This window comes from Rubritalea marina DSM 17716, assembly GCF_000378105.1.
GTDB lineage: Bacteria > Verrucomicrobiota > Verrucomicrobiia > Verrucomicrobiales > Akkermansiaceae > Rubritalea > Rubritalea marina.
The window spans coordinates 74,108-96,791 of the sequence record NZ_KB899255.1 but is presented as its reverse complement, the minus strand read 5'-3'; the positions used below and the strand labels follow the sequence as shown (position 1 = coordinate 96,791).

Annotated in this window: 17 protein-coding genes; 12 read left to right on the top strand and 5 right to left on the bottom strand. The window is 54.1% G+C overall.

Annotated features, from left to right (window positions below; translation table 11 throughout):
- Nucleotides 1-17: 17 nt before the first annotated feature.
- Nucleotides 18-1,346: a dicarboxylate/amino acid:cation symporter gene (locus F454_RS0108625; protein WP_018970248.1), complete on the bottom strand. Its 1,329-nt coding sequence runs from the start codon at nucleotides 1,344-1,346 to the stop codon at nucleotides 18-20.
- Between the two features lie 144 nt (nucleotides 1,347-1,490).
- Between F454_RS0108625 and F454_RS0108620 the strand changes: the two genes are divergently transcribed.
- Together F454_RS0108620 and F454_RS0108615 are read left to right on the top strand one after the other, a co-directional pair.
- The gene (locus F454_RS0108620; RefSeq protein ID WP_018970247.1) at nucleotides 1,491-2,039 is read left to right on the top strand and encodes an acyl-CoA thioesterase; all 549 of its coding nucleotides are present in this window, start codon (nucleotides 1,491-1,493) and stop codon (nucleotides 2,037-2,039) included.
- A gap of 60 nt (nucleotides 2,040-2,099) precedes the next feature.
- Nucleotides 2,100-2,450: a hypothetical protein gene (locus F454_RS0108615; RefSeq protein WP_018970246.1), complete on the top strand. Its 351-nt coding sequence runs from the start codon at nucleotides 2,100-2,102 to the stop codon at nucleotides 2,448-2,450.
- A 660-nt stretch (nucleotides 2,451-3,110) separates the two neighbouring features.
- On the opposite strand, the gene F454_RS0108605 is transcribed toward F454_RS0108615, so the two are convergent.
- Complete coding sequence (locus F454_RS0108605; RefSeq protein WP_018970244.1) at nucleotides 3,111-5,204, bottom strand: M3 family metallopeptidase; 2,094 nt, start codon at nucleotides 5,202-5,204, stop codon at nucleotides 3,111-3,113.
- Between the two features lie 333 nt (nucleotides 5,205-5,537).
- On the opposite strand from F454_RS0108605, the gene F454_RS0108600 reads away from it, so the two are divergent.
- The 10 genes from F454_RS0108600 to accC all read left to right on the top strand — a co-directional run bounded on the left by F454_RS0108600 (nucleotide 5,538) and on the right by accC (nucleotide 16,567).
- Nucleotides 5,538-7,073 carry a glycogen synthase gene (locus F454_RS0108600; RefSeq protein WP_018970243.1) on the top strand — a complete coding sequence of 512 codons (1,536 nt, stop codon included), beginning with the start codon at nucleotides 5,538-5,540 and terminating at the stop codon, nucleotides 7,071-7,073.
- 182 nt (nucleotides 7,074-7,255) lie between these two features.
- Nucleotides 7,256-8,068 carry an ATP-binding cassette domain-containing protein gene (locus F454_RS14700; protein WP_018970242.1) on the top strand — a complete coding sequence of 271 codons (813 nt, stop codon included), beginning with the start codon at nucleotides 7,256-7,258 and terminating at the stop codon, nucleotides 8,066-8,068.
- A gap of 85 nt (nucleotides 8,069-8,153) precedes the next feature.
- On the top strand, nucleotides 8,154-9,260 hold the full coding sequence (locus F454_RS0108590) for an SMP-30/gluconolactonase/LRE family protein (protein ID WP_018970241.1): 1,107 nt from the start codon (nucleotides 8,154-8,156) through the stop codon (nucleotides 9,258-9,260).
- 18 nt (nucleotides 9,261-9,278) lie between these two features.
- Complete coding sequence (locus F454_RS0108585; RefSeq protein ID WP_018970240.1) at nucleotides 9,279-10,325, top strand: zinc-dependent alcohol dehydrogenase; 1,047 nt, start codon at nucleotides 9,279-9,281, stop codon at nucleotides 10,323-10,325.
- A 27-nt stretch (nucleotides 10,326-10,352) separates the two neighbouring features.
- Entirely contained in the window at nucleotides 10,353-11,834 is a 1,482-nt protein-coding gene (locus tag F454_RS0108580; RefSeq protein ID WP_018970239.1) for a xylulokinase, read from the top strand.
- Nucleotides 11,835-11,863: 29 nt separating this feature from the next.
- A complete protein-coding gene (gene deoC, locus F454_RS0108575) occupies nucleotides 11,864-12,598 on the top strand; it encodes a deoxyribose-phosphate aldolase (protein WP_018970238.1) in 735 nt (244 codons plus the stop codon).
- Between the two features lie 220 nt (nucleotides 12,599-12,818).
- Nucleotides 12,819-14,087, top strand: a complete 1,269-nt coding sequence (locus tag F454_RS0108565; protein ID WP_018970236.1) for a hypothetical protein — start codon at nucleotides 12,819-12,821, stop codon at nucleotides 14,085-14,087.
- A gap of 5 nt (nucleotides 14,088-14,092) precedes the next feature.
- A complete protein-coding gene (locus tag F454_RS0108560) occupies nucleotides 14,093-14,500 on the top strand; it encodes an L-rhamnose mutarotase (protein WP_018970235.1) in 408 nt (135 codons plus the stop codon).
- Nucleotides 14,501-14,649: 149 nt separating this feature from the next.
- Nucleotides 14,650-15,126 carry an acetyl-CoA carboxylase biotin carboxyl carrier protein gene (gene accB, locus F454_RS0108555; RefSeq protein ID WP_018970234.1) on the top strand — a complete coding sequence of 159 codons (477 nt, stop codon included), beginning with the start codon at nucleotides 14,650-14,652 and terminating at the stop codon, nucleotides 15,124-15,126.
- Nucleotides 15,127-15,211: 85 nt separating this feature from the next.
- Nucleotides 15,212-16,567: an acetyl-CoA carboxylase biotin carboxylase subunit gene (accC, locus tag F454_RS0108550; protein WP_018970233.1), complete on the top strand. Its 1,356-nt coding sequence runs from the start codon at nucleotides 15,212-15,214 to the stop codon at nucleotides 16,565-16,567.
- A gap of 154 nt (nucleotides 16,568-16,721) precedes the next feature.
- Here accC and F454_RS0108545 read toward each other — a convergent pair whose 3' ends face one another.
- From F454_RS0108545 to F454_RS0108535, 3 genes are all read right to left on the bottom strand, one after another.
- Entirely contained in the window at nucleotides 16,722-20,873 is a 4,152-nt protein-coding gene (locus F454_RS0108545; protein ID WP_018970232.1) for a PVC-type heme-binding CxxCH protein, read from the bottom strand.
- 106 nt (nucleotides 20,874-20,979) lie between these two features.
- Nucleotides 20,980-22,047 carry a hypothetical protein gene (locus tag F454_RS0108540; protein WP_018970231.1) on the bottom strand — a complete coding sequence of 356 codons (1,068 nt, stop codon included), beginning with the start codon at nucleotides 22,045-22,047 and terminating at the stop codon, nucleotides 20,980-20,982.
- Nucleotides 22,040-22,675, bottom strand: coding sequence for a sigma-70 family RNA polymerase sigma factor (locus tag F454_RS0108535; RefSeq protein ID WP_018970230.1), 636 nt, complete (start codon nucleotides 22,673-22,675; stop codon nucleotides 22,040-22,042). The genes F454_RS0108540 and F454_RS0108535 overlap by 8 nt, the downstream gene beginning before the upstream one ends.
- Between the last annotated feature and the right edge of the window lie 9 nt (nucleotides 22,676-22,684).

Sequence of the window (22,684 nt, the reverse complement as noted above, 5' to 3'; positions counted from 1 at the left end):
CGGCGCGTGCCCAATTGCTAACTTTTCTCCAACACCCGCTCGCCTTCGCTAGAAGCCACAATCACCGCCGCACAACTATCACCAAAGACATTCACCGCCGTACGCGACATGTCCAGCAAACGGTCAACACTGAGCAAGGCCACCACCGCAGTCTCCGCACCATCGATGTTCGAATTCTTGAGAATGAGTAAGATCGCTACCAAGCTCGCAGATGGCACTCCAGCCACCCCAATGCTGGTCAGCAAGGCCGCCACCACAACCACAAACTGCGCAGTGATCGGCATCTCAACCCCCATCACCTGAGCCACAAAAATCACAGCCACACATTCATACAAGGCAGTACCATCCATATTTACCGTAGCCCCTAGCGGCAGGGTGAAGCTCGAGGTGCGCTTACTCACCCCCGCATTTTCCTGCACACAGCGCATCGTCACCGGCAAGGTCGCCGAAGAACTCGCTGTCGAAAAAGCCGTGAGCACAGCGGTGCGCATCGCCTTGAAATGTGCCAAAGGGTTCACTCTGCCTACAAAATACAACAACAACGGCAAACTTACGAAAAAGTGGATCGCCAGCGCACTGAGCACCGTCGCAAAGTAGCTCCCTAACTCGATAAAAATCTGAGCTCCAGATTTCATCACCACCGGAAACATCAAGGCAAACACACCCACTGGCGCCATCTTCATGATCCACTCTGTGATCAATATCATCACATCATTCAAGCCCTGAATCATCTCGCGCAGCGTACTCACTTGCTTCTCAGCAAGGCGCGTCATCGCCACCCCAAAAAGAATACTAAACACAATCACTCCCAACATCTGTCCATTGTCCGATGCCGCTGCAAAAATGTTTGGAGGGAATAGCTTTTTGAAAAAATCAAAATAATCGGTGGCCTTGCGCGTCCCGGCCGTCTCCACCTTCTCCAACGAGCTCGCACTCGCCTCCTCGGCCGAGCGATCAAAGGCCGCCTTAATCTCTTGGTTTGGCTGGCCATCTACCAAGCCTGGCTGGATCAAGTTCACCACCATCAGCCCCACCAAGATCGCGAACAAGGAAGTCAGCATATAGACGCCCACGGTCTTCGCGCCCAAGCGCCCAAAGCCTTTCACCCCACCCATCGAAGCGATCCCAGAGATGATCGAACTCACGATCAAAGGCACAATGATCATCTTCAGCGCATTCATGAACATCTGGCCGATGAAGGTGCTCACGTTGGCGGCGCGACTTGCAAATGCCCCCACGGACGACTCCACCCCATTCTGCAGCGTGAAATTACGAAAGATCACTCCCAGCGACACAGCCAAACCCAATGCAATGATAATCTGCCAATGCGCAGCTAATTTCTTCATGCCAAACAAGCTAGCTAACAGGCACTTCTAGCACAAGTTCCAAGTCAAAACGGCCACCAAAGCACCCAGCACACAATCACCTTGCTTTCACCTTCTACTCCCTTAAGATCTTCCCACTCAAAACACTCACCTAGTATGCTAAATATGGTCAAAGATCCCGAAGAATCCAGCGTCACACTCACCGAATTGATGTTGCCCTCACACTCCAACTTTAGTGGCAAAATCCACGGCGGCTACATCCTCAACCTGATGGACCAAATCGCTTTTGCAGCAGCCTCAAAATTCTCCGGGAAGTATTGTGTCACCGCCTCGATCAACAAGGTAGACTTCAAAAACCCAGTGAGCGTCGGCGAACTTCTCACCCTCAAAGCTCGCGTCAACTACGTCGGCCGCACCTCCATGACCGTCGGCATCCGCGTCACCTCAGAGAACATCCAGACCGGCGAAATCAAGCACTGCAATTCTTCCTACTTCGTCATGGTCGCCAAAGACGAAGACGGCAACAACGCCATGGTGCCTGAGCTAAAGCTCAGCTCGAACGAAGACGTCCGCCGCTTCGTACGCGCCAAGAGCAAACTCGAAAACACGCGCGCTCGCGTCAGAGAATTCGACGCCGCCACCTTCGACCCAGAGCAACACCTCGATTCCCTCAAGGAACACCGAGTGCTGTTGAGGCTGGAGGATTCTGAGTAGAAAGTAGTTAGTAGCCAGTAGAAAGGCTACTAGTTAGCTCGGCAAAAAACTCCCAAATCAATGAAATTCATCATCCCCGTCATCACACTTCTGCTAGGGCTCGCGGCTGGTTGGCACCTCGCAGAGAGCCAGCCAACAAACTCTGTGGATCTCTCTGAGGAAGAACTAAGCGACCTCATGGATGAAATCCATACCCTTGCCTCTCAGGCTGTGAGTGAATCAGACCACCAAGCATTATGGACTGGTATCAATGCTCTCAGCTACCAATCCATGATCCAAGAGTATGGCCCTGAGAAAGCCTTGGAAAAGGCTGAAAGTGATCTCAAAGAGTTCAAAAATCGCTACGAAGAAGGCCTACAATTAGGCGATCACCAAAAGATCGCTGACGCACTCTACCAACAGATCAAATGAACAGCTGAGAGCTCCCTCTCCTGCTCCGCCTCACGCGAAGCTGGCAGGGATGTGTCTCCGACGCATCCGGCTGGGTTGAGCTCGAGCCACCCAGAAAGTGAGGAGCCGCCTCCACCGATCGGCTCGTGAATGACCATTCACCCCGACAAGTCGGGGGAGATCCGACCCTGCCATAGACACACCAAACCTTGGCATTGAGGATCAAAATTTAACTGTTATGATTAACAGATCACACCAAGTGAATCACCTTCCACCAATCTCCAATAAGATGCAAAAATTCACCATCAACCTTTTGCTTTCAATTGGAATTCTGCTCCTTACTACTCCGATCATACTATTCATCTTCTCGGATGCATTGATCGGTTTATGGGCAACACCTAATGACCTAGTTCCACAAGGAGCCATGGTTTGGTGGGGTGTCACTTTCACCAGTTCGCTAGTCGTGTGCATTCCAGCTGGCATTTGGCTACTCTTCAAAGGCACTCTCATGCGAGACAGAGCCAAAGCTACACATCAAGCGAATCATTGAGAACACCGCCTCACGCGAAGCTGGCAGGGATGTGTCTCCGACGCATCCGGCTGGGTTGAGCTCGAGCCACCCGGAAAGTGAGGAGCCGCCAAACTCGGTCGGCTCCAGCACTCACTCCTAATTTCTAATTTCTAACTCCTCATTACCAATCCCGATCTCACAAGGAGTGCCTGGAGGTCTGGGTCGCGGCCCATGAAGGCGCGGAATGATTCATCCACCGGGCGCGAATTACCGCGCGCAAGGACTTCATCGCGGAAGGCACGGCCGGTCGCAGGGTCGAGCACGCCAGCCTCCTTGAACTTGGTGAAGGCATCGGCATCGAGCACCTCGGCCCATTTGTATGAATAGTAGCCAGAGGCATAGGCAACTGGGCTGGAGAAGAGGTGCGAGAAGCGACGCGCAATCGTAGGCGCCGACTCGCTTGTCGGAATCTTATACCCTTGCAGGATCGCCTTGTCCGCTCCGTCGAGGCCCAGGCTCTTGTACTCAGCTCCCTTGAGGTGTAGCTCGAGGTCGAGCTTCCCAAAGGACAGCTGGCGCATGCAGGCGGTGGCACTCATGTAGTTCTTCGCCGCCACCATCTTGTCGAAGAGCTCGTCTGGGATCACCGCATCGGTCTCGTGGTGGCGCGCAAATTGGTTGAGCGACTCGCGGTCCCAGCAGAAGTTCTCCATGATCTGCGATGGCAGCTCCACGAAGTCCCATGGCACGTTAGTTCCAGCCAGTGATTTCACCTCCACCTCGCTGAGGAGATGGTGCAGCAGGTGGCCAAATTCGTGAAAGATCGTCTCCACCTCGCGGTGGTCTAGCAAGGCTTGCTTACCATTCAGTGGCTTGGTCATGTTGCCCACCATCAGGCCGAGGTGCGGGCTGCGTGAGCCACCGACTTCGCGGTCGCCAGTCTCTAGCGAATTCATCCAGGCACCGCCGCGCTTGGTCGGGCGTGGGTGCCAATCCGCGTAGAAGGAACCGAGTTTCTCGCCATTGCTGGCATCGAGCACATCGTAGAACTGGCAGTCCTCTGCCCAGACTTCTACCTTACCCTCTTCGGCCTGGCCAAAGCAGGTCGGCACTTCCTCGATACGCACACCGAAGAGCGTGGTCACGATGTCGAACATGCCAGCCATCACCTTGTCTACCGGGAAGTAGGGGCGCAGCAATTCATCGTCAAAATCATAGAGTTCCTTACGTTGTTTCTCAGCCCAGAAGCTCACCTCCCACGGTGAAAGCGGCTCGTCTGCAGCGCCTGTCTTCTGCGCCTTGTAGCTTTGTAAGGTGGCGCATTCCTGCTGGAACTGATCTTCAATGCGATCGTGCAAGTCTTCCACAAAATGCAGCGCAGCCGCCCCACGCTTCGCCATGCGACGTTGCAAAATCAGGTCACAGAAAGAATCGAATCCGAGCAGCTCGGCCTTCTTCTGGCGCAGCTCGAGAATCTCCCAAATCAGCTCTGAGTTGTCGTAGCCCCCATCGCGGCCCACGCCGCCACTCGCAAGCCACACCTCGCGGCGCAGCGCATCATCTTCCGCATACTGAAGCACCGGTGCCATCGATGGATGCTGTAGGCTGAAGCGCCACTTCGGCTCGTCTTCTGAGCCGTGGCCTTGTGCCAGCGCATCCACCCGCGCCGCTTCTTTCACCATTTCCGGCAAGCCCGCCAAGCGCTCTTCCTCGTGAATCACGAGGTCCCAAGCATTGGTGGAGTCCAACACGTTCTCTGAAAATTTTTTAGTCTTCTGCGACAATGCCGCATCGATCTCGGCGATCGCCGCCTTGGTGTCATCCGCCAAGTCCGCACCAGAGAGACGGAAGTCCGCACAAGTTTCTTCAATGAAGCGCTGACGCACCTCGGATTGCTCCGACACAGCCCCAGACTCAGCATAGGCCTTGAGCACCTTCCAAATCGCAGAATCTAATGGAATTTTAGAGGAAAATGCTGTCACCTCCGGTAGCATCTTGTTCATCGCCTCGCGCTGCGCCGGATTATCATCCACCGAATCCAGATGACTCAGACGCCCCCAGCCACGCTCCAATTCCTCAGCCGCCAGCTCTAGTGCCCCAAAGCTATTTTCGTAGGTCAATGCCCCAAGGTCTTGCTGGCGAATCGCCTCCAGCCGCTCCTCGGCCACGGCCAATGCCCGCTTGATATCCGCTTCCACATGCTCAGGGCTGAGTTGCGACCATGGAATGTGAAACGTTTCTGAGATAAATGGATGTGTCTGCATAATGGATGATGTGCACCGCCATACTGAACATCTCGCACCCTTTGTCACCCTAAAATCCCGTCGAAATATTATCCTTTTGTAACATTGCCAGCATTGCCCCTACGATCAAACATGACACCATCTCAGAGCAACCAGTGAAGCACCATGGCATGTCTTGTGCTCATGATCTATCAATTCCCCACCTCATCCTCCCACCACACACAAGCAACCTAACAGGCTAACACCATATTTGTTATGACTCAAACGCTCCAAAATGCCGAAAATTCAAAAGCAATCGTGTCATTTCTCTATTTGTAGTCCTCCAATAAATCTGATAAATAGCCTATATTCGATATGACTGTACCACCCTCATCCGTTCAAACCCCACGCATCTTAATCGTCACACCAGAGATCACTTACCTGCCAGAGGGGATGGGCAACTTGGCCCAACGGATGAGTGCTAAAGCAGGTGGCATGGCAGACGTCTCAGCTTCTCTAGTCAAGGCGCTATACGAACAAGGAGCTGACGTGCATGTGGCGATTCCAAACTACCGCAAGATGTTCCACACCGACATGAAGGAGCTCTTCGATCGGCAGCTTGATCGCGTCAGCCAAGCACTTCCTGAGAACCGCATTCACTTGGCTCAGGACCGCATTTTCTATCACCGCAGCAGAGTCTACGATTCAGCGCAAAATCACGACACCGCCTTAGCGTTCCAGCGGGAAGTCATCAACAACATCATCCCTAGAGTTCAGCCAGATCTCATCCACTGCAATGACTGGATGACCGGGTTAATCCCAGCAGCAGCCAAACGACTTGGCATCAAATCACTCTTCACCTGCCACAACATCCACTCCGAGCGTTTGACCATGGATCACATCGAAAACAAAGGAATCGATGTCGAAGACTTCTGGAGCCATCTCTACTTTGCAAACCGACCAGACAATTTTGAACACGCACGCTACGACAACCACGTCGATCTCTTAGCCACTGGCATCTTTGCATCCGACCACGTCAATTCAGTAAGCACGACCTTCCTCTACGAAGTCGTCGAGGGAAGGCATGATTTCGTGCCCGACTCGATCCGTAACGAACTTGCAAACAAACTCTACGCTGGCTGCGCAAGTGGGATCCTCAACGCACCAGATGAATCGCTCAAGCCATACGCAGACCCGCACATCGAACACCACTTTGACGCCGATTCATTCGTCGAAGGAAAAGCCCTCAACAAAGCCAAACTCCAAGCAGCACTTGGTCTAAACATTGACCCCGATGCCCCCATTCTGTTCTGGCCATCACGCCTTGACCCTATGCAAAAAGGCTGCCAGTTGCTTGCAGACATCATGTACCAGACCGTGGCAGACTACCATCAGGAAGGTCTTCAAATCGCGATCATTGCCAGTGGCGCCTTCTCCCAGCACTTCAAAGACATTTCCAACCAACACGGCCTCCAAGGAAAAGTCGCTGTCTCCGACTTCGATGAATCCCTATCACGCCTCGGTTACGCCGGCTCCGACTTCATGCTCATGCCATCGCGCTTCGAGCCTTGCGGACTGCCGCAAATGGTGGCTCCTAAATACGGTTGCATCCCGGTCGTACACGACACAGGCGGCATCCACGACACCGTGCATCACATGCACTACGATGGCAAGCTAGGCAATGGCTTCCGCTTCGAACACTACAACCCAGACGGCCTGCGCTGGGCAATCGATGAAGCCATCAAGTTCTACAAGTGGGATGATGAACAAAAGAACACCGCCATCCGCCGCATCATGCGCGAAAGCGATGAGTTCTTCAACCATCACAACACCGCCGCAGAATACATCGCACGATACGAAAACATGCTCGGCCGCCAGGTCGTCGCAGGCAAGCGGTTGATCAAAATCTAATGCGATCCCGCCAGCAACATCGGTCTCTCTGGCAAAACATCACCGACCTTCCCAGCCAACACAGCAACAACTGGGCATTCGCCAAGACCAGCACTCAGGCGTATTTACCTTCAATCATCCTTTCCAGCCTTCGGCTTTTCTATTAATGCTGGGCGAAGCAATCACGCCGCAGACACAGCACCATGTTAGAACTTCGCGAAGTCACCACCCACTTCCCAGTCAGAAAGGGACTACTCTTTCAGCGTCAGGTCGACTCGATCAAGGCGGTCAGCGATGTGTCTCTGAGTATCCAACAAGGCGAAATCCTCGGATTGGTTGGCGAGTCAGGCTGTGGCAAGTCCACCTTATCGCGCACGATCATGCAGCTGATTCCCGCCACCAGCGGCAGCATCAGCCTAGAAGGTTTGGAGCTCACGGACTTGAACAAAAAAGAAGTGCGCGCGCATCGCCTGGACTTCCAAATGATCTTCCAAGACCCATACGCATCACTCAACCCGCGCATGACCGTCTTCACCACACTGGCCGAGGCAATCACCCAGCGACACCCAAAACTTAAGCAGGACAAAGCGACCCTCAACCAAAAGGTCGACGCACTCATGCAACGCTGCGGCCTCGACCCCGCGTTCACCCACAAGTATCCGCATGAATTCTCTGGCGGCCAGCGCCAGCGCATCGCCATTGCCCGCGCGCTCGCCCCCGAACCAAAATTGATCATTGCCGACGAGCCGGTATCAGCACTCGATGTCTCGATCCAATCACAGATCCTGAATCTCATGCTCGACCTCCGTCGCGATCTCAACCTCACCATGATTTTCATCACTCACGATCTAGGCGTGGTACGCTACTTGGCCGACAACATCGCAGTGATGCACAAGGGACGAATCGTCGAATACGGCCCGGCAGAAGAGATCTTCAAGGACCCGCAGCAAGACTACACCAAGACACTGCTCGCAGCGATCCCTCAGCTCGACCGCATCAGCCCATCAGGTATTTAACCACATACCCACGGGCGACCCCACCCCCTCAAAAATACCGAATACGCTGCCGAAAGCTCTAGCAGAAACAACACGTAACCTGCCTATGAAACAGTCAAATCGATGGAGACACTGGCTCACCTTGCCACTCGCCACACTCAGCATCACCCTCAGTAGTTGTGATCAAACCACCCCAGACACCAACGAACCCGAGGAATCTTCTGCAGCGCTACAATCCCAGCTCTTTCTAGAGCTCCCAAGCAGCTGCCCCACGCCCGATGGCATGACCCTCGATGCCGCAGGCAACTTGATCCTCACCTGCCCGAACTACGCGGACACGAGCAAGCCAGCATTGATCGTGAAGATCGACCAAGAACGCAAGCTCAGCGTCCTTGCCGAATGCCCGATTCTAGAAAAGACCGGCCGCGCTGCCCCGATGGGTATTGATGCCGGCCCTGATGGTTCTCTCTACGTGGCCGACAACCAAGGCTGGCTAGGCACACCAGAAGGCAAGAATGAAGGCCGCATCCTCAAACTCAAGTTCAGCGACGGGAAACTCATCAACCACGAAGTCATCGCCCACGGCATGAGCCACCCCAATGGCATCAAGTACCACAAGGGCCACCTCTACGTGACTCAGAGCTTACTGCCCAAAGTCGGAGGAGACAAACTCACCAGTGCAGTCTATCGCTTTAAGGCAACCGATCGCAACATCAAGGTGAACAACGACCTCAGCGACCCCAGTCTGCTGCAATCCTTCCTGACCCACAACCTCGACTGCCAATACGGACTGGATGGCTTGGTCTTTGACAAACAAGGCCACCTCTATGTTGGCAATTTTGGCGACGGCACCCTACACAAAATCACCTTCAAAGAAGACGACTCGGTCGACCAAGTCAGTCTCTTTGCCAAGGGCCCCGAAATGCGCACCATCGATGGCATCTGCATCGACGCAAATAGCAACATCTACGTGGCCGACTTCTCAGCAAACCGAGTCACCAAAGTACGCCCTGATGGATCCCTCTCAATCGTCGCAGAACATGACGACTGTGACGGCGCACAAGGCGGACTCGACCAACCTGGCGAACCCATCGTCTTTGGCGACCAGCTTGTCGTTTCTTGTTTCGACATGGTGACAGGACCAGACAAAGTCAACACCCAGCACGACAAGCCTCACACCCTCGCTTCGATCCCGATGGAGTCGATTAAGTAAACCTGACACATTCAAGCAATGGAAACAATGCGCGCAGTCGTGGTGCAAGAGCCCGGCAAGGTGGAAATCATCACCACCAACAAACCTAGCCCAGGCCCCTACCAAGCATTAGTGCGAACTGATGCCGCCTATTTCTGCAACATGACAGACAGCAAGTTGGTCCATGGCAGCTTCCCTGGAGTCGACACCTACCCACTGGCACTCGGCCACGAGAGTACCGGACTGATCGAAGCCGTAGGCGACAAGGTGAAAAACTTCCACATCGGACAAAGAGCTATCAGTGGCTTAGTCTTTGACTTCCAGGACCCCGAGTTACATTCCGGTTGGGGTGGCTTCAGCGAGTTCACCCTCGTGAATGACCACGAGGCGATGCTTGCCGATGGCGTGGCTGACGAAGACCATGGTTGGTACGAATGCTATGAAATCCAAAATGTCGTGGACGACGACATCTCAGCCAAAGAAGCGGCGCTGCTCTGCACCTGGCGTGAAGTATACGGTGGCATTGGCGATTTCCACATCACCCCCGAAGACAGCGTGCTCATCTTTGGTGGCGGCCCCGTCGGGCTATCCTTCGTCAAGTTCCTCAAACTCATGGGCCTGCCCTACGTGGCTTTGGTCGATCCCAATCCACCCAAACACGCACTCGCCAAATCCATGGGCGCAGACGCCACCTTCACCCCAGATTCAGAGGACCTCAAAAACCTCACGGCACTGCGTGGCAAGCCACTCGATGTCGTTCTCGATGCCGTCGGCCACGAGAACATCATCAACAGCGCACTCCCACTCATCAAGATGGGCGGCACCATCGGAGTATACGGGGTCATCGCAGCAGAAAAACTCACACTGGAAAAAAACAAGGCTCCATACAACTTCAACCTCCTCATCCACCAATGGCCAACGCGTCACCGCGAACGCACCGCACAACAACCACTTTGCCAGTGGGTGCGCGAGGGCAAACTCAACGCCGATGAATTCATCAGCCACGAATTTGCGTTTGAAAACATCATGGATGCCTACCAAGCCGTAGCTGATCGTAAGGTCATCAAAGCACTGATTCATTACTAAGCCCCCCAAAGCACTCCCACCCAATTCATGAAAAACATCATTGTAGCCATCGACCTCGGCACCCAAAGCTCGCGTGCAGCAGTCGTGCGTCAGGGTGGTGAAATCCTCGGCATCTCACAGACCCTTCACGAACTTGAGGCCCCACATGAAGGCTGGGCGCAACAACGCCCCGATCAATGGTGGGATGAAATCTGCCAATGCATCCAACAAGTGATGCGCGACACCGGCGTGCTACCTGAGCAACTTGCAGCCGTCTCGTGCTGCGGCCAGATGGCCGGCCCAGTAGGCATCGACACGGAAGGCGAACTCACCACCCCCTGGGCTCAGCTCTGGTGCGACAAACGCTGCGCCGAGCAAGTTGAGGCCCTCCACGCAGCACATGACGAAAAGGCACTCATGCAGCTCGCAGCCAACACCGCAAACCCGGCCTGGACCGGACTCAAGGTGCGCTGGGAGAAAGACCACCGACCTGAATCCTACGAACGCACCCGTTGGTACCTCGTCCCCAAAGACTACATCAACTTCAAGCTCACCGGCGTAGCGGCAGCCGACCACACCGAGGCCTCACTTTCCTTTCTCTACGACGCAAACACACAGGACTATAGCCAACCATTAGCAGATGCAGTCGGTGTCGACCTCGCCAAGTTCGCCCCACTCCACAATGCCTACGATGTGATCGGTTCAGTCACAGCAGAAGCTCAGAAACTCACTGGCATCCCCACGGGCACCCCTGTAGTTGCCGGCGCAGGTGACTTCCCGGCCTCGATGCTAGGCTTCGGCATTATTGGCGAAGACGTGGTGGCTGACGTCACTGGCACGAGCTCGCTGCTCGCTGGTCACAGCCCGGAACCGGTGATCGATCCAGCCATTCAAAACATGCGCCACATCGTCGACGGCTGGGTACCCTTCACCATCCTAGACTGCGGTGGAATGAGCATGAAGTGGTGCAAGGAGCTGATGAGCTCTGTGAATGGCGAATGCTCCTACGAGCAACTCATCGCAGCTGCCGAGGATGTTGAAGCAGCAAGCGACGGGCTCTTCTTTTTCCCCTACATGCGCGGTGAACGCCGCAGCGAAAACGTCAATTCCAAAGGTGGGTACTTCGGCATCAGCACCGAACACAACGCCGCCCATTTCACCCGCTCAGTGATGGAGGGAGTCGCCTTCGCCATGGGCAAGGATGCAGGCATCTTCCGCAGCTGTGGGCTCGAACTCACCACCATCATGAGCGTCGGGGGCGGCACCCGCAACCAACTCTGGAACAACATTAAAGCTGCAGTCCTCAATCTCCCCATGCAAATCTCACCCGAACCCGAGGCCGGCATCAAAGGATGTGCCCTCCTCGGGGAAAAAGCGGCCGGCTTCATCGACGATGTCGGAGCCGAGGCGATCGCTCGCCGCCAAGCCTCAAACACCGTCACCCCAGATCCAGAATGGGTCGAAACCTATGCTAAGGGCCAAAAAGAATACAACCGAATCTACGACCACATGCTCGGCTTCTGGAGCTAACTTTCACACAATCTAAACACACCAAGACCATGCTAAATCCATCAGAACTCACCCCCGAGGCCGTCGCCTCCATCATCGACCACACCTACCTCAAACCATTCGGTAGCCCCGAACCGATCAACACACTCTGTGCCGAGGCGAAAAAGTACCAATTCGCCATGGTCGCCATCAACCCTGCTGAGGTCGAACGCTGCGCCGAACTCCTCAGCGACAGCCCAGTCCGCGTAGGCGCTGCCATCGGCTTCCCCCTCGGCCAAAACACCGTTGCGGTCAAAGACTTTGAAACCAAAGACGCCATCGATAAAGGTGCGACAGAGATCGACATTATGATCAACGTGCGTGCCCTCAAAGCAGGCCAAACTGACATCATCCGACAAGAAATCCGCAACATGGTCAAACACTGCAAGCCTTCTGGCGTCATCAGCAAGGTGATCTTTGAAACATGTTATCTCGACGAGGCAGACATCATCACTGTCTGCAACATCGCCAAGGAAGAAGGCGCCGACTTCGTCAAGACATCCACTGGCTTTGGCACCGCTGGCGCAAGCGTCGAACACATTGCCCTCATGCGCAAGACCGTGGGACCCGAGATGGGCGTCAAAGCCTCCGGCGGCGTGCGCACCCTCGATGAAGCGATCGCCATGATCGAAGCTGGAGCCACCCGCATTGGCACCTCAAGTGGTGTGCGTATTGTGGAAGAACTGATTGCTCGCCAAAAGGGTGTCGCTTTCGACCCCGATGCCATGGCTCAGTCGAGCTACTAACACGATCGCTTCAAAATCATTCTACAGCCGCTCTCGAAAACTCCTTATCACTCTCGAGTGTGGCTGTTTTGCTTCGCCCATGACCCTCCGCATGCGCATCCGCAATCTCATGATCCTGACGGCATTGGGACTCCTTGCAATGAAGCTAAGCCAGTCGCTCATCGACACCTTCTGATTTGAAGATTGCAAGACTATCTGTTAGTCAGGCATAGTCCAGGGGATGCAACGTTCACGCCTACTCCTCCTTCTATCCGTGATCTCTCTGAGCTTGTGCGCCGCCTCCGCCGATGAAGTGCTCGGCCTCAGAGCCTGGACCAACCAAAAAGGTCAAAGCCTCCAAGCAAGCTTCGTAAAAATCCGAACTGAACAAAAAGACGGTAAGAACACCGCCATGGTGACCTTCAAAAAGGCACGAGGTAGGGAAGTCACCTTTGAGGCAAAACTTCTCTCTGATGAGCACCAATTAGAGCTAGCTGAGTGGCTAGATAACAATCCACATGGCACAGCACCTCCCACCCCTCCTTATTCTTGGCCTTCGCAATATCGTGGCAAAAACACCCCAAAGGCTGAGTACATCAAATACGACGATAACTACAAGGCGCACCTCTACCGCACCAAACACTTCGACTTCTTTGTCGACGCAAAAATCAGCGACGCCACAGTCTCGAAATGCGTCGCCGTTTTCGACTCCATCGTCGAGGCGATCAACTCTCTCCCCTTAGCCATGGATACCATCCCCCATGGAGATAAACCTCGCTTCGAGGCGATTCTTGTGAGCACCCATAAAAAGTACAAAGATATGGGTGGACAGCCTAATAGTGCAGGCTTCTTCTCTCCTCGCCGAAACCTCACCGTCATCCCCTTTCGCTCACTTGGAATTGTTAAGAAAAACAACAATTGGGTATTTGATGGCAAGAATCGTGATTTCAGTGTTCTTATCCACGAACTCACCCACCACGCTACCAGCCACTGGATTGGCATGCCTCCTTGGTTCCATGAAGGTTTTGCTGAATATATGTCACAGATGCCCTACCGCTCGGGAACCTTTCTCTTCACCAATCCTGGTAGAGCTGTGGCAAATAAGGTTAAAAAAGCCAACTTCCGCCCACCTAACTACGTACTTAATCTCTCCTACCCTGAGTGGAATCGCTCATTAAGATATCACCATTATGCTTCTTCTATGCTTCTGGTGTATTATTTCATGCACGTTGATGGCAGTGGTAATGGAGAGCACTTCATCCAATGGATGCACGCCTGGCGATCTGCATTCCTTGCCAAACGTAATGATGAATACGCTGACCTGTTGGAAGAACATTTATTGCGAGGTAGAAGCATCGATGAACTAGGTAAAGAAATCTCGGCAGCGATGATGAAAAAAGGCTCAAAGATCGGGTATTCTTCCTCTCGTCAATCACCTGAACACCTCTTGGGACTACGCAGGCCGAACGAAAGCAGAACATCTTCGAAGTCTAGTAACTTCCCATTCTAGTAGCCATGAGCCAGCCGACAAGCAGCCCACAGTATGGACCGAGCAACCCAAGCCCAGCCGAGCACGCCGCCATGCCGACTCAGCGCTTCGGAGCTGTGATCCAGCTCCACCCTGAGAAAGAAGCCTACTACCGCAAACTGCATGCCCATGCCTGGCCCAGCGTGCTCGCACGCCTCCAAGCATCCAACATTCACAACTTCATCATCTTCCGCCACCAGCTCGAGGGTAAGACCTACCTCTTCAACTATTTCGAACACCACGGAGAAGACCTCGAGGGCGACATGCAAGCCATTGCCGCCGATCCCGAAACCCAACGCTGGTGGAAAGAAACTGACCCATGCCAAATCCGCTTACCCGATGCTAAAGATGGCGAAAACTGGAGCCCCATGGAGATGCTCTTCCTCATGGAGTAACGGCCAATCCACCCTCCTAGCAGAAAGCACCATCCCCATCTATCATCGGTACTTGACGCTATCCAGCATACACACGTACACTGCCCCGAACAACGCTGCTCTACAACTATGGAGAGCCAGCATCTCACCTAACTAGCAAACTAACTATCGTGGACCACAACGACATCCGCAAAATCGTAGAGCTCATGGACGAGCACGACCTCTCTTACTTCCACTTGGAAAAAGATGACTTCAACCTCAAGCTCAAAAAAGGCCTCGACTCCGACGCTATCCAAGCAGCATTCGCCGCGATGCCAGCTCCTGTAGCTGCTGCCCCAGTAGCCGCTGCTCCTGTTCCAGCAGCACCTGCCGCAGCAGCGCCCGCAGCTGAAGCAGCGCCTGCCGCAGCCGATGGTGAGCCATTCAACTCTCCGATGGTCGGTACTTTTTACCGCAAGCCAGCACCTGAAGAACCAAACTTCTGCGAAGTCGGTGACACCGTGAGCGAAGGCCAGACCATCTGCATCATCGAGGCAATGAAGGTCATGAACGAAATCAAGGCTGAAACATCTGGTACTATCTCCGCGATTCACGTGGACGACTCCACACCAGTTCAGTTTGGCGACACACTCTTCACCATCAAGTAACGCTAAGCTAGGGCCCCCACCCCCTAGCTTCTCACTTCCCAACCAGCATTTTCATCTAGCTGAATCCCTTTAGCTACCCACCACTATGTTCAAGAAAGTTCTTGTAGCGAACCGAGGCGAAATCGCCCTGCGAATCATCCGCGCATGTCGCGAGCTAGGCGTCACATCTGTGGCTGTTTACTCCGAGGCAGACGTCGACTCCATGCACGTGCAACTAGCAGACGAAGCCGTCTGTATCGGCTCTGGTCCATCCAAAGATTCCTACCTCATGCCAGACCGCATCATGGCGGCAGCTGAGATCACTGAAGCAGACGCCATCCACCCAGGTTACGGGTTCCTTTCTGAAAATGCTCGCTTCGTAGAAATCTGCGAAAGCTGCGACGTCACCTTCATCGGCCCAAAGGCGGAAACCATCCGCCGCATGGGAGATAAGAATACCGCGCGTGCCACGGCACTCGAAAACGGTGTCCCCGTCACCCCAGGTTCCGACGGCATTCTCGAAAATGCCAACCACGGCCTCCAACTCGCCAAAGAGATCGGCTTCCCAGTCATGATCAAAGCCACAGCAGGTGGTGGTGGTCGCGGCATGCGCCCATCCTTCAGCGAAGACGACTTTGTCGACCTCTACAACCAAGCATCCCAAGAAGCGATCGCCTGTTTCGGCAATGGCGATTGTTACCTTGAAAAGTTGGTCCTCAACCCACACCACGTGGAGTTCCAGGTCTTCGGAGACACCCATGGCAATGCCATCCAGCTTGGCGAGCGCGATTGCTCGATGCAGCGCCGCAACCAGAAAATCATCGAAGAATGTCCATCGCCGCTCGTGAGCCCAGAGCTCCGTCAGCGCATGGCAGAAGCATCCGTATCACTCGTCAAAAACATCGGCTACCTCAATGCTGGCACGATCGAGTACCTCGTCGATTCCTCCGGCGAGAACTTCTACTTCATGGAAATGAACACACGAATCCAGGTGGAGCACCCAGTGACCGAAGAAGTCATGGGCTGCGAGCTCATCAAGGAACAAATCCGTGTGGCTGCTGGCATGGAGCTCTCTCATCACGTCCTCGAAGCCACCCCTCGCGGTTGGTCTATCGAGTGCCGTATCAATGCTGAGGACCCATACAACAATTTTGCACCAAGCCCAGGCACCATCGACCTCTGGTACGCACCAGGTGGCAAAGGAGTCCGCGTAGACACCCACGTTTACTCAGGTTACACCGTGCCACCATACTACGATTCCATGATTGCCAAGCTCATCTGCACTGGCTCGACTCGTGAAATCGCCATCGCACGCATGAACCGCGCGCTGCAGGAATTCATGATCCGCGGCATCAAAACCACGATCCCATTCCAGCTGGAAATCATCAACCACCCAGACTTCAAGTCAGGCAAGTACGACATCGCCTGGGTCGGCCGATTCCTAGAAGAAAAGCTAGCCTAGGCGTAACAACCTAGCTTCCTCACCAATCTAAATCAAAGCGAGCATCTTATCAGGTGCTCGCTTTTTTGTTGGCCAAAACGCGTCCCCAGAGGCGCATCGCATATCTACAAGGTATTCGAAACAATCACTCTCGGCACTCAAGAGAATGCAAAGCCTACTTCCATTGCTGCATGAAGCTCGCAATGTCTGCAACATCCTGTGGGCTGAGTCCGAGCTGCTCAGCGGAGAGCATGAGCGAGCGATTCATCCACCTCTCTGACTTGATACGTTCTTTCGGAACCTCCTGCTTCACACCGCCAGTCGACATCACCGAGATAGGATCTCCCGCGGTGACGAGCCCGTGCACCACTTTGCTATCCTTCAGAATAATTTCTTTGCCTTTGAAGCCATGTGCAATGTCTGCGGATGGCTCCACGATACTTTTAACGATCGCTTCGCGCGACTGGGTGCTCCCCCACGCTTTCAGCTGAGGCCCGTAATTGGGGCCAGCACCATTGACCTGATGACACATGACACATCGCTGGATCGCTACAGCCCCACGCTTGGCATCACCCTCCAGCTTCATCACTTCAGCCACACTTGGAAACTTAGGTTCCTTTGGCGGCTCTGGGACAGTGATCGAGTTCACCACAAATTTCGATGGATCATAGACGCCACTTTCCCGAAGCATCCCCATGACGTCGAACTTTGCCCAGGCTCCAGCCCCATTCTTGCGCAACCAGTAGACGCTGGATTTCTTCAACGCTTGCGACTGCTGGGCGACGGCCAACAAAGCATCAGCTGCGGATTGATCGTTGATGAATGCCAATGACTCGACGGCAAACTCACGCTCCTCCTGGCTCAATCCTTGATGCATTGCACGCGCCTTCAAGTCCTTGACCGCAGCACTCGGCCACAACCTCCAGGTCACTTTCACAAAGGACTCAGACCACTGGAGAGGATCATCCATCCCCAGCGACTTCTTCAATCCTAGCCAAATAGCATTTTCTTTATTCGCAGCTCCTAAGCCAATCGCCTCGAGGTAATTTTTATCCTTAGCGTCATAGCCGTGCACGAGCTGGACCACGACAGGCAATGCCTGTTCAGCATCGAGATGGCGAAGCGAGAGTGCCACATCGCGGCGCACTGCAGCGCTGGGATCCTTCGCCAGTTCTTTAGCCAAGGTAACCATGTCCGCCCCGGAGCGACGAAGCGCACGGTAAGCCACCATCCTGAAATTAGGGTTCTCATCTTTCAACAGAGCCTCACAAGCCTGCACGCCTTCTTCACCTAGATAAGGAAGCAACCAAATAGCACGTGCGGCGACAAACTCGTTCGAGTCCTTGAGGACTTCCAGCACTGGCTTGAGCGACGCCGCGCCAGCAGCCTTGAGGCCGGTAAAACCAAGGTGGCGAACATTCACCGCCGGGGACTTGAGTGCCGCAATCTGGCCGGACACCGTCTCGAGATCTAGCGCTGGGGCCCCAGCCTTGAATCCCTTGGGCGCAATACGGTAAATCGTACCAGAACAGGTGTCATCAATGGTAGCATGACCACCCACACGACCGTCAAACCAATCGGCCACATAGACCGCACCATCGGTACCCACAGCCACATCAGAGGGACGGAACAGGATTCCCTTATCATTGGCTTCGCTCTGGCGCTTGATTTTCTTCATGGAATCACCACCAATAAATTCTTTCTTAAGGTTGGTGGTGAGGAAATCGAAGCGCTTCATTTCGTAAGTCGCACCCAGCACCTTAGGCTTGTAGCCAAAGATGGTATTGCGCGCAGCTTCGCTTGTAAAGTAGGCGCCTACCCAATGCGCGCCAAGAGCTCCATTTTCGTAGAACACGTTGCCCGTAGGTGAACCCAGACCATAGATATCACCAGCCTCAAAGGTGCCAGGGTCTGCCTGACGCCAGTGTGCCTGACCCGTGTCTTGACCTGGACGTTGAACCGCACGCCAGCTGAGACTGCCGTCACGGGTGAAAAACCCAGCACTGCCATACTCGAGGACATAGGAGTTGCGACAACTACCGTAATCGTCGTTGTCATTCTGGAATATCTCGCCGAGCGAGTTCACAGACTGTTCATAGGAATTGCGGTAACCGTGCCCAACAATCTCAGCATGACTACCATCTGGATTCATACGAATCGTAGCACCTGCGGTCCAGACATAGCCATCATCAGATACTTTGCCCTTTTGGTTGTTGTCGACATACCATTCGCCGCCACCTCCTTTGTAGGAACCATTGAGTGTGAATTCCTTGCCAGACTTGTCTTTGAATACCGCTCCGCAGTTGCCATTATTGAAGTACCATTTGCCGTCTGGCCCCGCGGTCAAGGAGTGTAATGAATGGTCGTGCTGGCGCGCATTGAAGCCAGTCAAAAGCACCTCGCGCTTATCCACTGCTGGGTCAAACTTGAGATCTCGGTTCACATCAGTGAAGACCAACAAGTTCGGCGGCTGCGACACCACCACCTTGTTATCAAATACGGCAATCCCAAGCGGGCATGCTAGGTCTGGATCTTGTAGGAAGGTGTGCGACTTATCCGCTTTTCCGTCACCAGTGGTATCTTCTAGGACGACAATCCGATCACCTTCAGGGCGGCGACCACCTTCGCGGCGGTAATTCACTCCCTCGGTCACCCAGATGCGGCCTTTGTGGTCAACATCCATGTTCGTCGGGTTGTAGAGCTGCGGGGTGGTCGCCCACACGGTCACTTCTAGCTTATCATCTTCAGGAGTCGCAAATGACTCAGTTGGCACGAGGTCGGGCTGATCCACAATCGCCTTCCCTCCTTGCTTCTTCTGAGCTGGCTTTTTAGCCACCATCTTCGGTGCACCATCGTAGATATAGAACTGCGCCGAAGCTGGGGTGGGCTTCCCGCCACGAATCGCCCCACCGTCATCAAGACCTGCGATGGCAATGAATTTCACCGCGTTGGCTGGTACCTTGAGCTCGATCGAGGCATCAGCATGCGCGCCGAATCCCTTCTCAAACTTCTTCCCGCTGAGCGAGATGGGCTTACCGCCCACATTTTTATCAAAACCTAGGGTTCCCCAGCCGACCTTTGAGCTTAAAACATCTTTCTTACTGACTTCAATCGCCTTGCCGTCAGCAGCCACAAACTTCATCGCCACCCAGCTCACCCAGTCATACGCGTTACGATCAACGCTATCCGCGGTGAGTGTGATGCTTTTCTTACCCTTCACCTCCGCAGAGACTTCCACGTGGCGCACTTTATCGGTGCCCTTCACCACCCCAGACTTCGCTAGAACCTTGCCGGCTGTCGCGCTCTTCTTCTGGCTCCCCTTGTGTGTTGCTGCTCGCTCAGCGTCTTTTTTCGCTTTTTGGCGGGCACGTTCCTTCAGGTCTGGGAGGGCCATTGGCTTTTGCTGGAGGAGCGCCGCACTGGGCAGCTCGATCGGAGACTTCAAGCCTTCGTTCAGCTGCGCCAATGTCACAGGCTTCGATGGCACGCCAGCACGTGGCACTTCGCCACGCGCGGTCCACAGAATCGCGTTCAACACCATTTTACGGAACTCATCGATTGCCCAGTTGCGGTGGTAGTGGCCACCTACAAAACCGATCCCACGCCCACCGTCAGCGAGCGGCGTGTCTTTGTACCACATCAATTTCTGTGGTTTACCAAAGCCCTTTTCACCATTTTCATTCCACATGTTGATGTAGCGAATCATGCGCTTTGGCTCTGGGATGCCGGTCACAGCAGCCCCACAGCAATCACCATGTTTGCCATCCGCAAAGATCATGTTGTAGTAAAATTCGTCGTAGACTGTGAATGTTGCTGGCAGTCCATTCGAGACCGGATGCTTCTTGTTGGGTGTGAGGTCGGCAATCCATTTCGGATTCACGGATTCTTCATCATCCATGTAACCACCGATCCACGGTAAAAAGTATTTCTCCCCCACATCCTTCTTTGGGTGCACCCCATAGTGCATGAACATGATGCCCATCCCACCCTTCACGTACTTATCCAGCACCGCGTAGCCGTCATCAAAGCGGCCAGCCTTATCGGCATAGACGATGCACGCATCCACGCCCTCAAAAATCGACTCATCCTTCGGGAACCCTGGGTGGAAAACCTTGGCCTCCACATCCAGCCCGCTTTCGTTTAAGGCATTCGCAAGAATCTTACATCCAGCCTCAAATTCGTGCTCACCATTGGCGTGGCTCTTTTTGCCCGCTAGGAACAAAATCTTCTTGGTCTCCGCCTGAGCCGTGCTCGTGCAAACGGCTATGGCCACAGCCAGTGCCACGCCAGAGCGTTGCATCCATTGTTGAATAAGGTTTTTCTTCATAGTGTCCAGCGGCGAGACCATGCCCCACCATTTCGTTGTTCACTAAGTTATTTCCACAGTCGCAGATTGCTGACACAAAATGATTATTTTTAGTCAATGGCAACAATCACTCGTCGGTTAAAACCTCGATTTTCAAATCATCGAGGAACAGGGGCACCATAGATTTGTTGTCGATCGAGATCGCTAGTTGAAGGCCAGTGATATCTACTTCATCGACAATCGATGGTTGCTTTTCGGCTGCTGATGCCTGGAAAATCGTGGGCGCCATCATCAAGTGCTCTTTCGGCAACGTGAGCACTACCTCAAATGGCTGCCATGTGGCATCGGTCACTCGCACTCGCTTCACGTCTGGCTGGACCTGGACCATCGACGGATAGGCACTGACCACCACGCGTGAAGCTACAGAAAACTCTGTGCTTTCCCCAGCAGACTCCAGCATCGCCCAGCCAGACACGTTGAGGCGTAACCCCGGACGCGCCATGAAGGGGGAACCATCAGTATAAGCTAAGCGTTGGGTCAAGAAGCCTCCCGCCATCAGCGCCGCGTATTCACCGTGGCGCGCTTGCTTAGCTCCTTCACTGGCCCGCTTCACATCGCAAACTCGCACCTCGCTTGATTGAAAGTAATCCTGCCAATCGAGAATCGTGTAGATAAATGGAGGGCTATTTTCCTTGATCTTAAGCTCCTCGAAAGAAGCATTGCGGAACGCCAAACGCGGCGGTTCTTCAGAGCCTCCGGCCCCTGGCAAAAAGATCGCCGCCAGCACAAGCCCCAAGACCAAACCACCGAGCCCAAGAGCATAGAGCATGACCTGCTGTGGCGACTTCAAGCCCGGTGGCAACTCCATGCTTTTACCGTGCTTGGTATTCTCCACCTTCACCACATTACTCACCGCCTTGGATACGGTGGCCAAGCCCTTCTTGGTCTCCACCACAAGGTGGCGCTTCTGCGTGAGTTCGACCCGCACCGGCGACATCCATTCCTCCATCTCGGCGTGGAAGCGCATCCGCTGCGCGCAGTAATCCATAGCCGCATCATCCTCCGCTAAAAGCTTCTCTAGGCATTGGTTTTCCTGCTCGCTCAGGCGGCCGTCGATAAACTTATCAACCAGCTCGCGCAACTCCACAGTCACCTGCGACTCATCCGGCCCTTGGATTTCTAAATCATCACTCATGCACTCCTCCTTCCAAGTTCTGCTGCTCACGCGAGCGCTTGTCCACACAATCTTTGAGGATCGTGCGCAGGCGTTCGAGTTGCTTGTACACGGCATCCACCGAACGCCCCATCTTCGCCGCTAGCTGGCTTAGCGCCTTGCTGCTCTCCTTTTCATAGCGCGCCTCGAGCACCTGACGGTGTTCCGGGCTCAAATTCTCCATGCAATACTTCAAACTCTCCAATCGATCATCTCTCCCCATCTCGGAGGAGCGCTCCGCCAGCCCATCCATCACGCTGGGCGACAAGGTCATGTGCTTCGCCGGCTTATGCTTTTTCAACCAACTCAACGCCTTGAAGCGCGCCGTCACATAAGAAAACTTTTGAAAGCCATCGAGATCCCAAGCTTCGTCCCACTTGTTCCAGACCACAATACCCGTCTCTTGAATACAATCTTCGATGGCCGCATCATTTGCCCCCAAATACGCGTGCAAATAAGCTTTCAAGGCTGGCCGAGTCTCAAGGTAGTACTCGGTATAGCGGCGCACGCGATCCTCCTCACCGAGCTTCTCCAAATCGCTACCGCCAGAATACCGACTCACGCCGGCTATCCCTGACTGTGCTTTTGCTTGCTCGATCGGTCCATCCATAAACTATCC

Excerpts from the sequence above, each read along its gene's own strand:
- deoC (WP_018970238.1), top strand. The coding sequence starts at position 11,864 with ATGCTAAATCCATCAGAACTCACCCCCGAGGCCGTCGCCTCCATCATC.
- F454_RS0108585 (WP_018970240.1), top strand. The coding sequence starts at position 9,279 with ATGGAAACAATGCGCGCAGTCGTGGTGCAAGAGCCCGGCAAGGTGGAA.
- F454_RS0108540 (WP_018970231.1), bottom strand. The coding sequence starts at position 22,047 with ATGAGTGATGATTTAGAAATCCAAGGGCCGGATGAGTCGCAGGTGACT.
- F454_RS0108615 (WP_018970246.1), top strand. The coding sequence starts at position 2,100 with ATGAAATTCATCATCCCCGTCATCACACTTCTGCTAGGGCTCGCGGCT.
- F454_RS0108565 (WP_018970236.1), top strand. The coding sequence starts at position 12,819 with ATGCAACGTTCACGCCTACTCCTCCTTCTATCCGTGATCTCTCTGAGC.
- F454_RS0108580 (WP_018970239.1), top strand. The coding sequence starts at position 10,353 with ATGAAAAACATCATTGTAGCCATCGACCTCGGCACCCAAAGCTCGCGT.
- F454_RS0108600 (WP_018970243.1), top strand. The coding sequence starts at position 5,538 with ATGACTGTACCACCCTCATCCGTTCAAACCCCACGCATCTTAATCGTC.
- F454_RS0108625 (WP_018970248.1), bottom strand. The coding sequence starts at position 1,346 with ATGAAGAAATTAGCTGCGCATTGGCAGATTATCATTGCATTGGGTTTG.
- accC (WP_018970233.1), top strand. The coding sequence starts at position 15,212 with ATGTTCAAGAAAGTTCTTGTAGCGAACCGAGGCGAAATCGCCCTGCGA.
- F454_RS0108620 (WP_018970247.1), top strand. The coding sequence starts at position 1,491 with ATGGTCAAAGATCCCGAAGAATCCAGCGTCACACTCACCGAATTGATG.
- F454_RS0108535 (WP_018970230.1), bottom strand. The coding sequence starts at position 22,675 with ATGGATGGACCGATCGAGCAAGCAAAAGCACAGTCAGGGATAGCCGGC.
- F454_RS0108560 (WP_018970235.1), top strand. The coding sequence starts at position 14,093 with ATGAGCCAGCCGACAAGCAGCCCACAGTATGGACCGAGCAACCCAAGC.
- F454_RS0108605 (WP_018970244.1), bottom strand. The coding sequence starts at position 5,204 with ATGCAGACACATCCATTTATCTCAGAAACGTTTCACATTCCATGGTCG.
- F454_RS14700 (WP_018970242.1), top strand. The coding sequence starts at position 7,256 with ATGTTAGAACTTCGCGAAGTCACCACCCACTTCCCAGTCAGAAAGGGA.
- F454_RS0108590 (WP_018970241.1), top strand. The coding sequence starts at position 8,154 with ATGAAACAGTCAAATCGATGGAGACACTGGCTCACCTTGCCACTCGCC.
- F454_RS0108545 (WP_018970232.1), bottom strand. The coding sequence starts at position 20,873 with ATGAAGAAAAACCTTATTCAACAATGGATGCAACGCTCTGGCGTGGCA.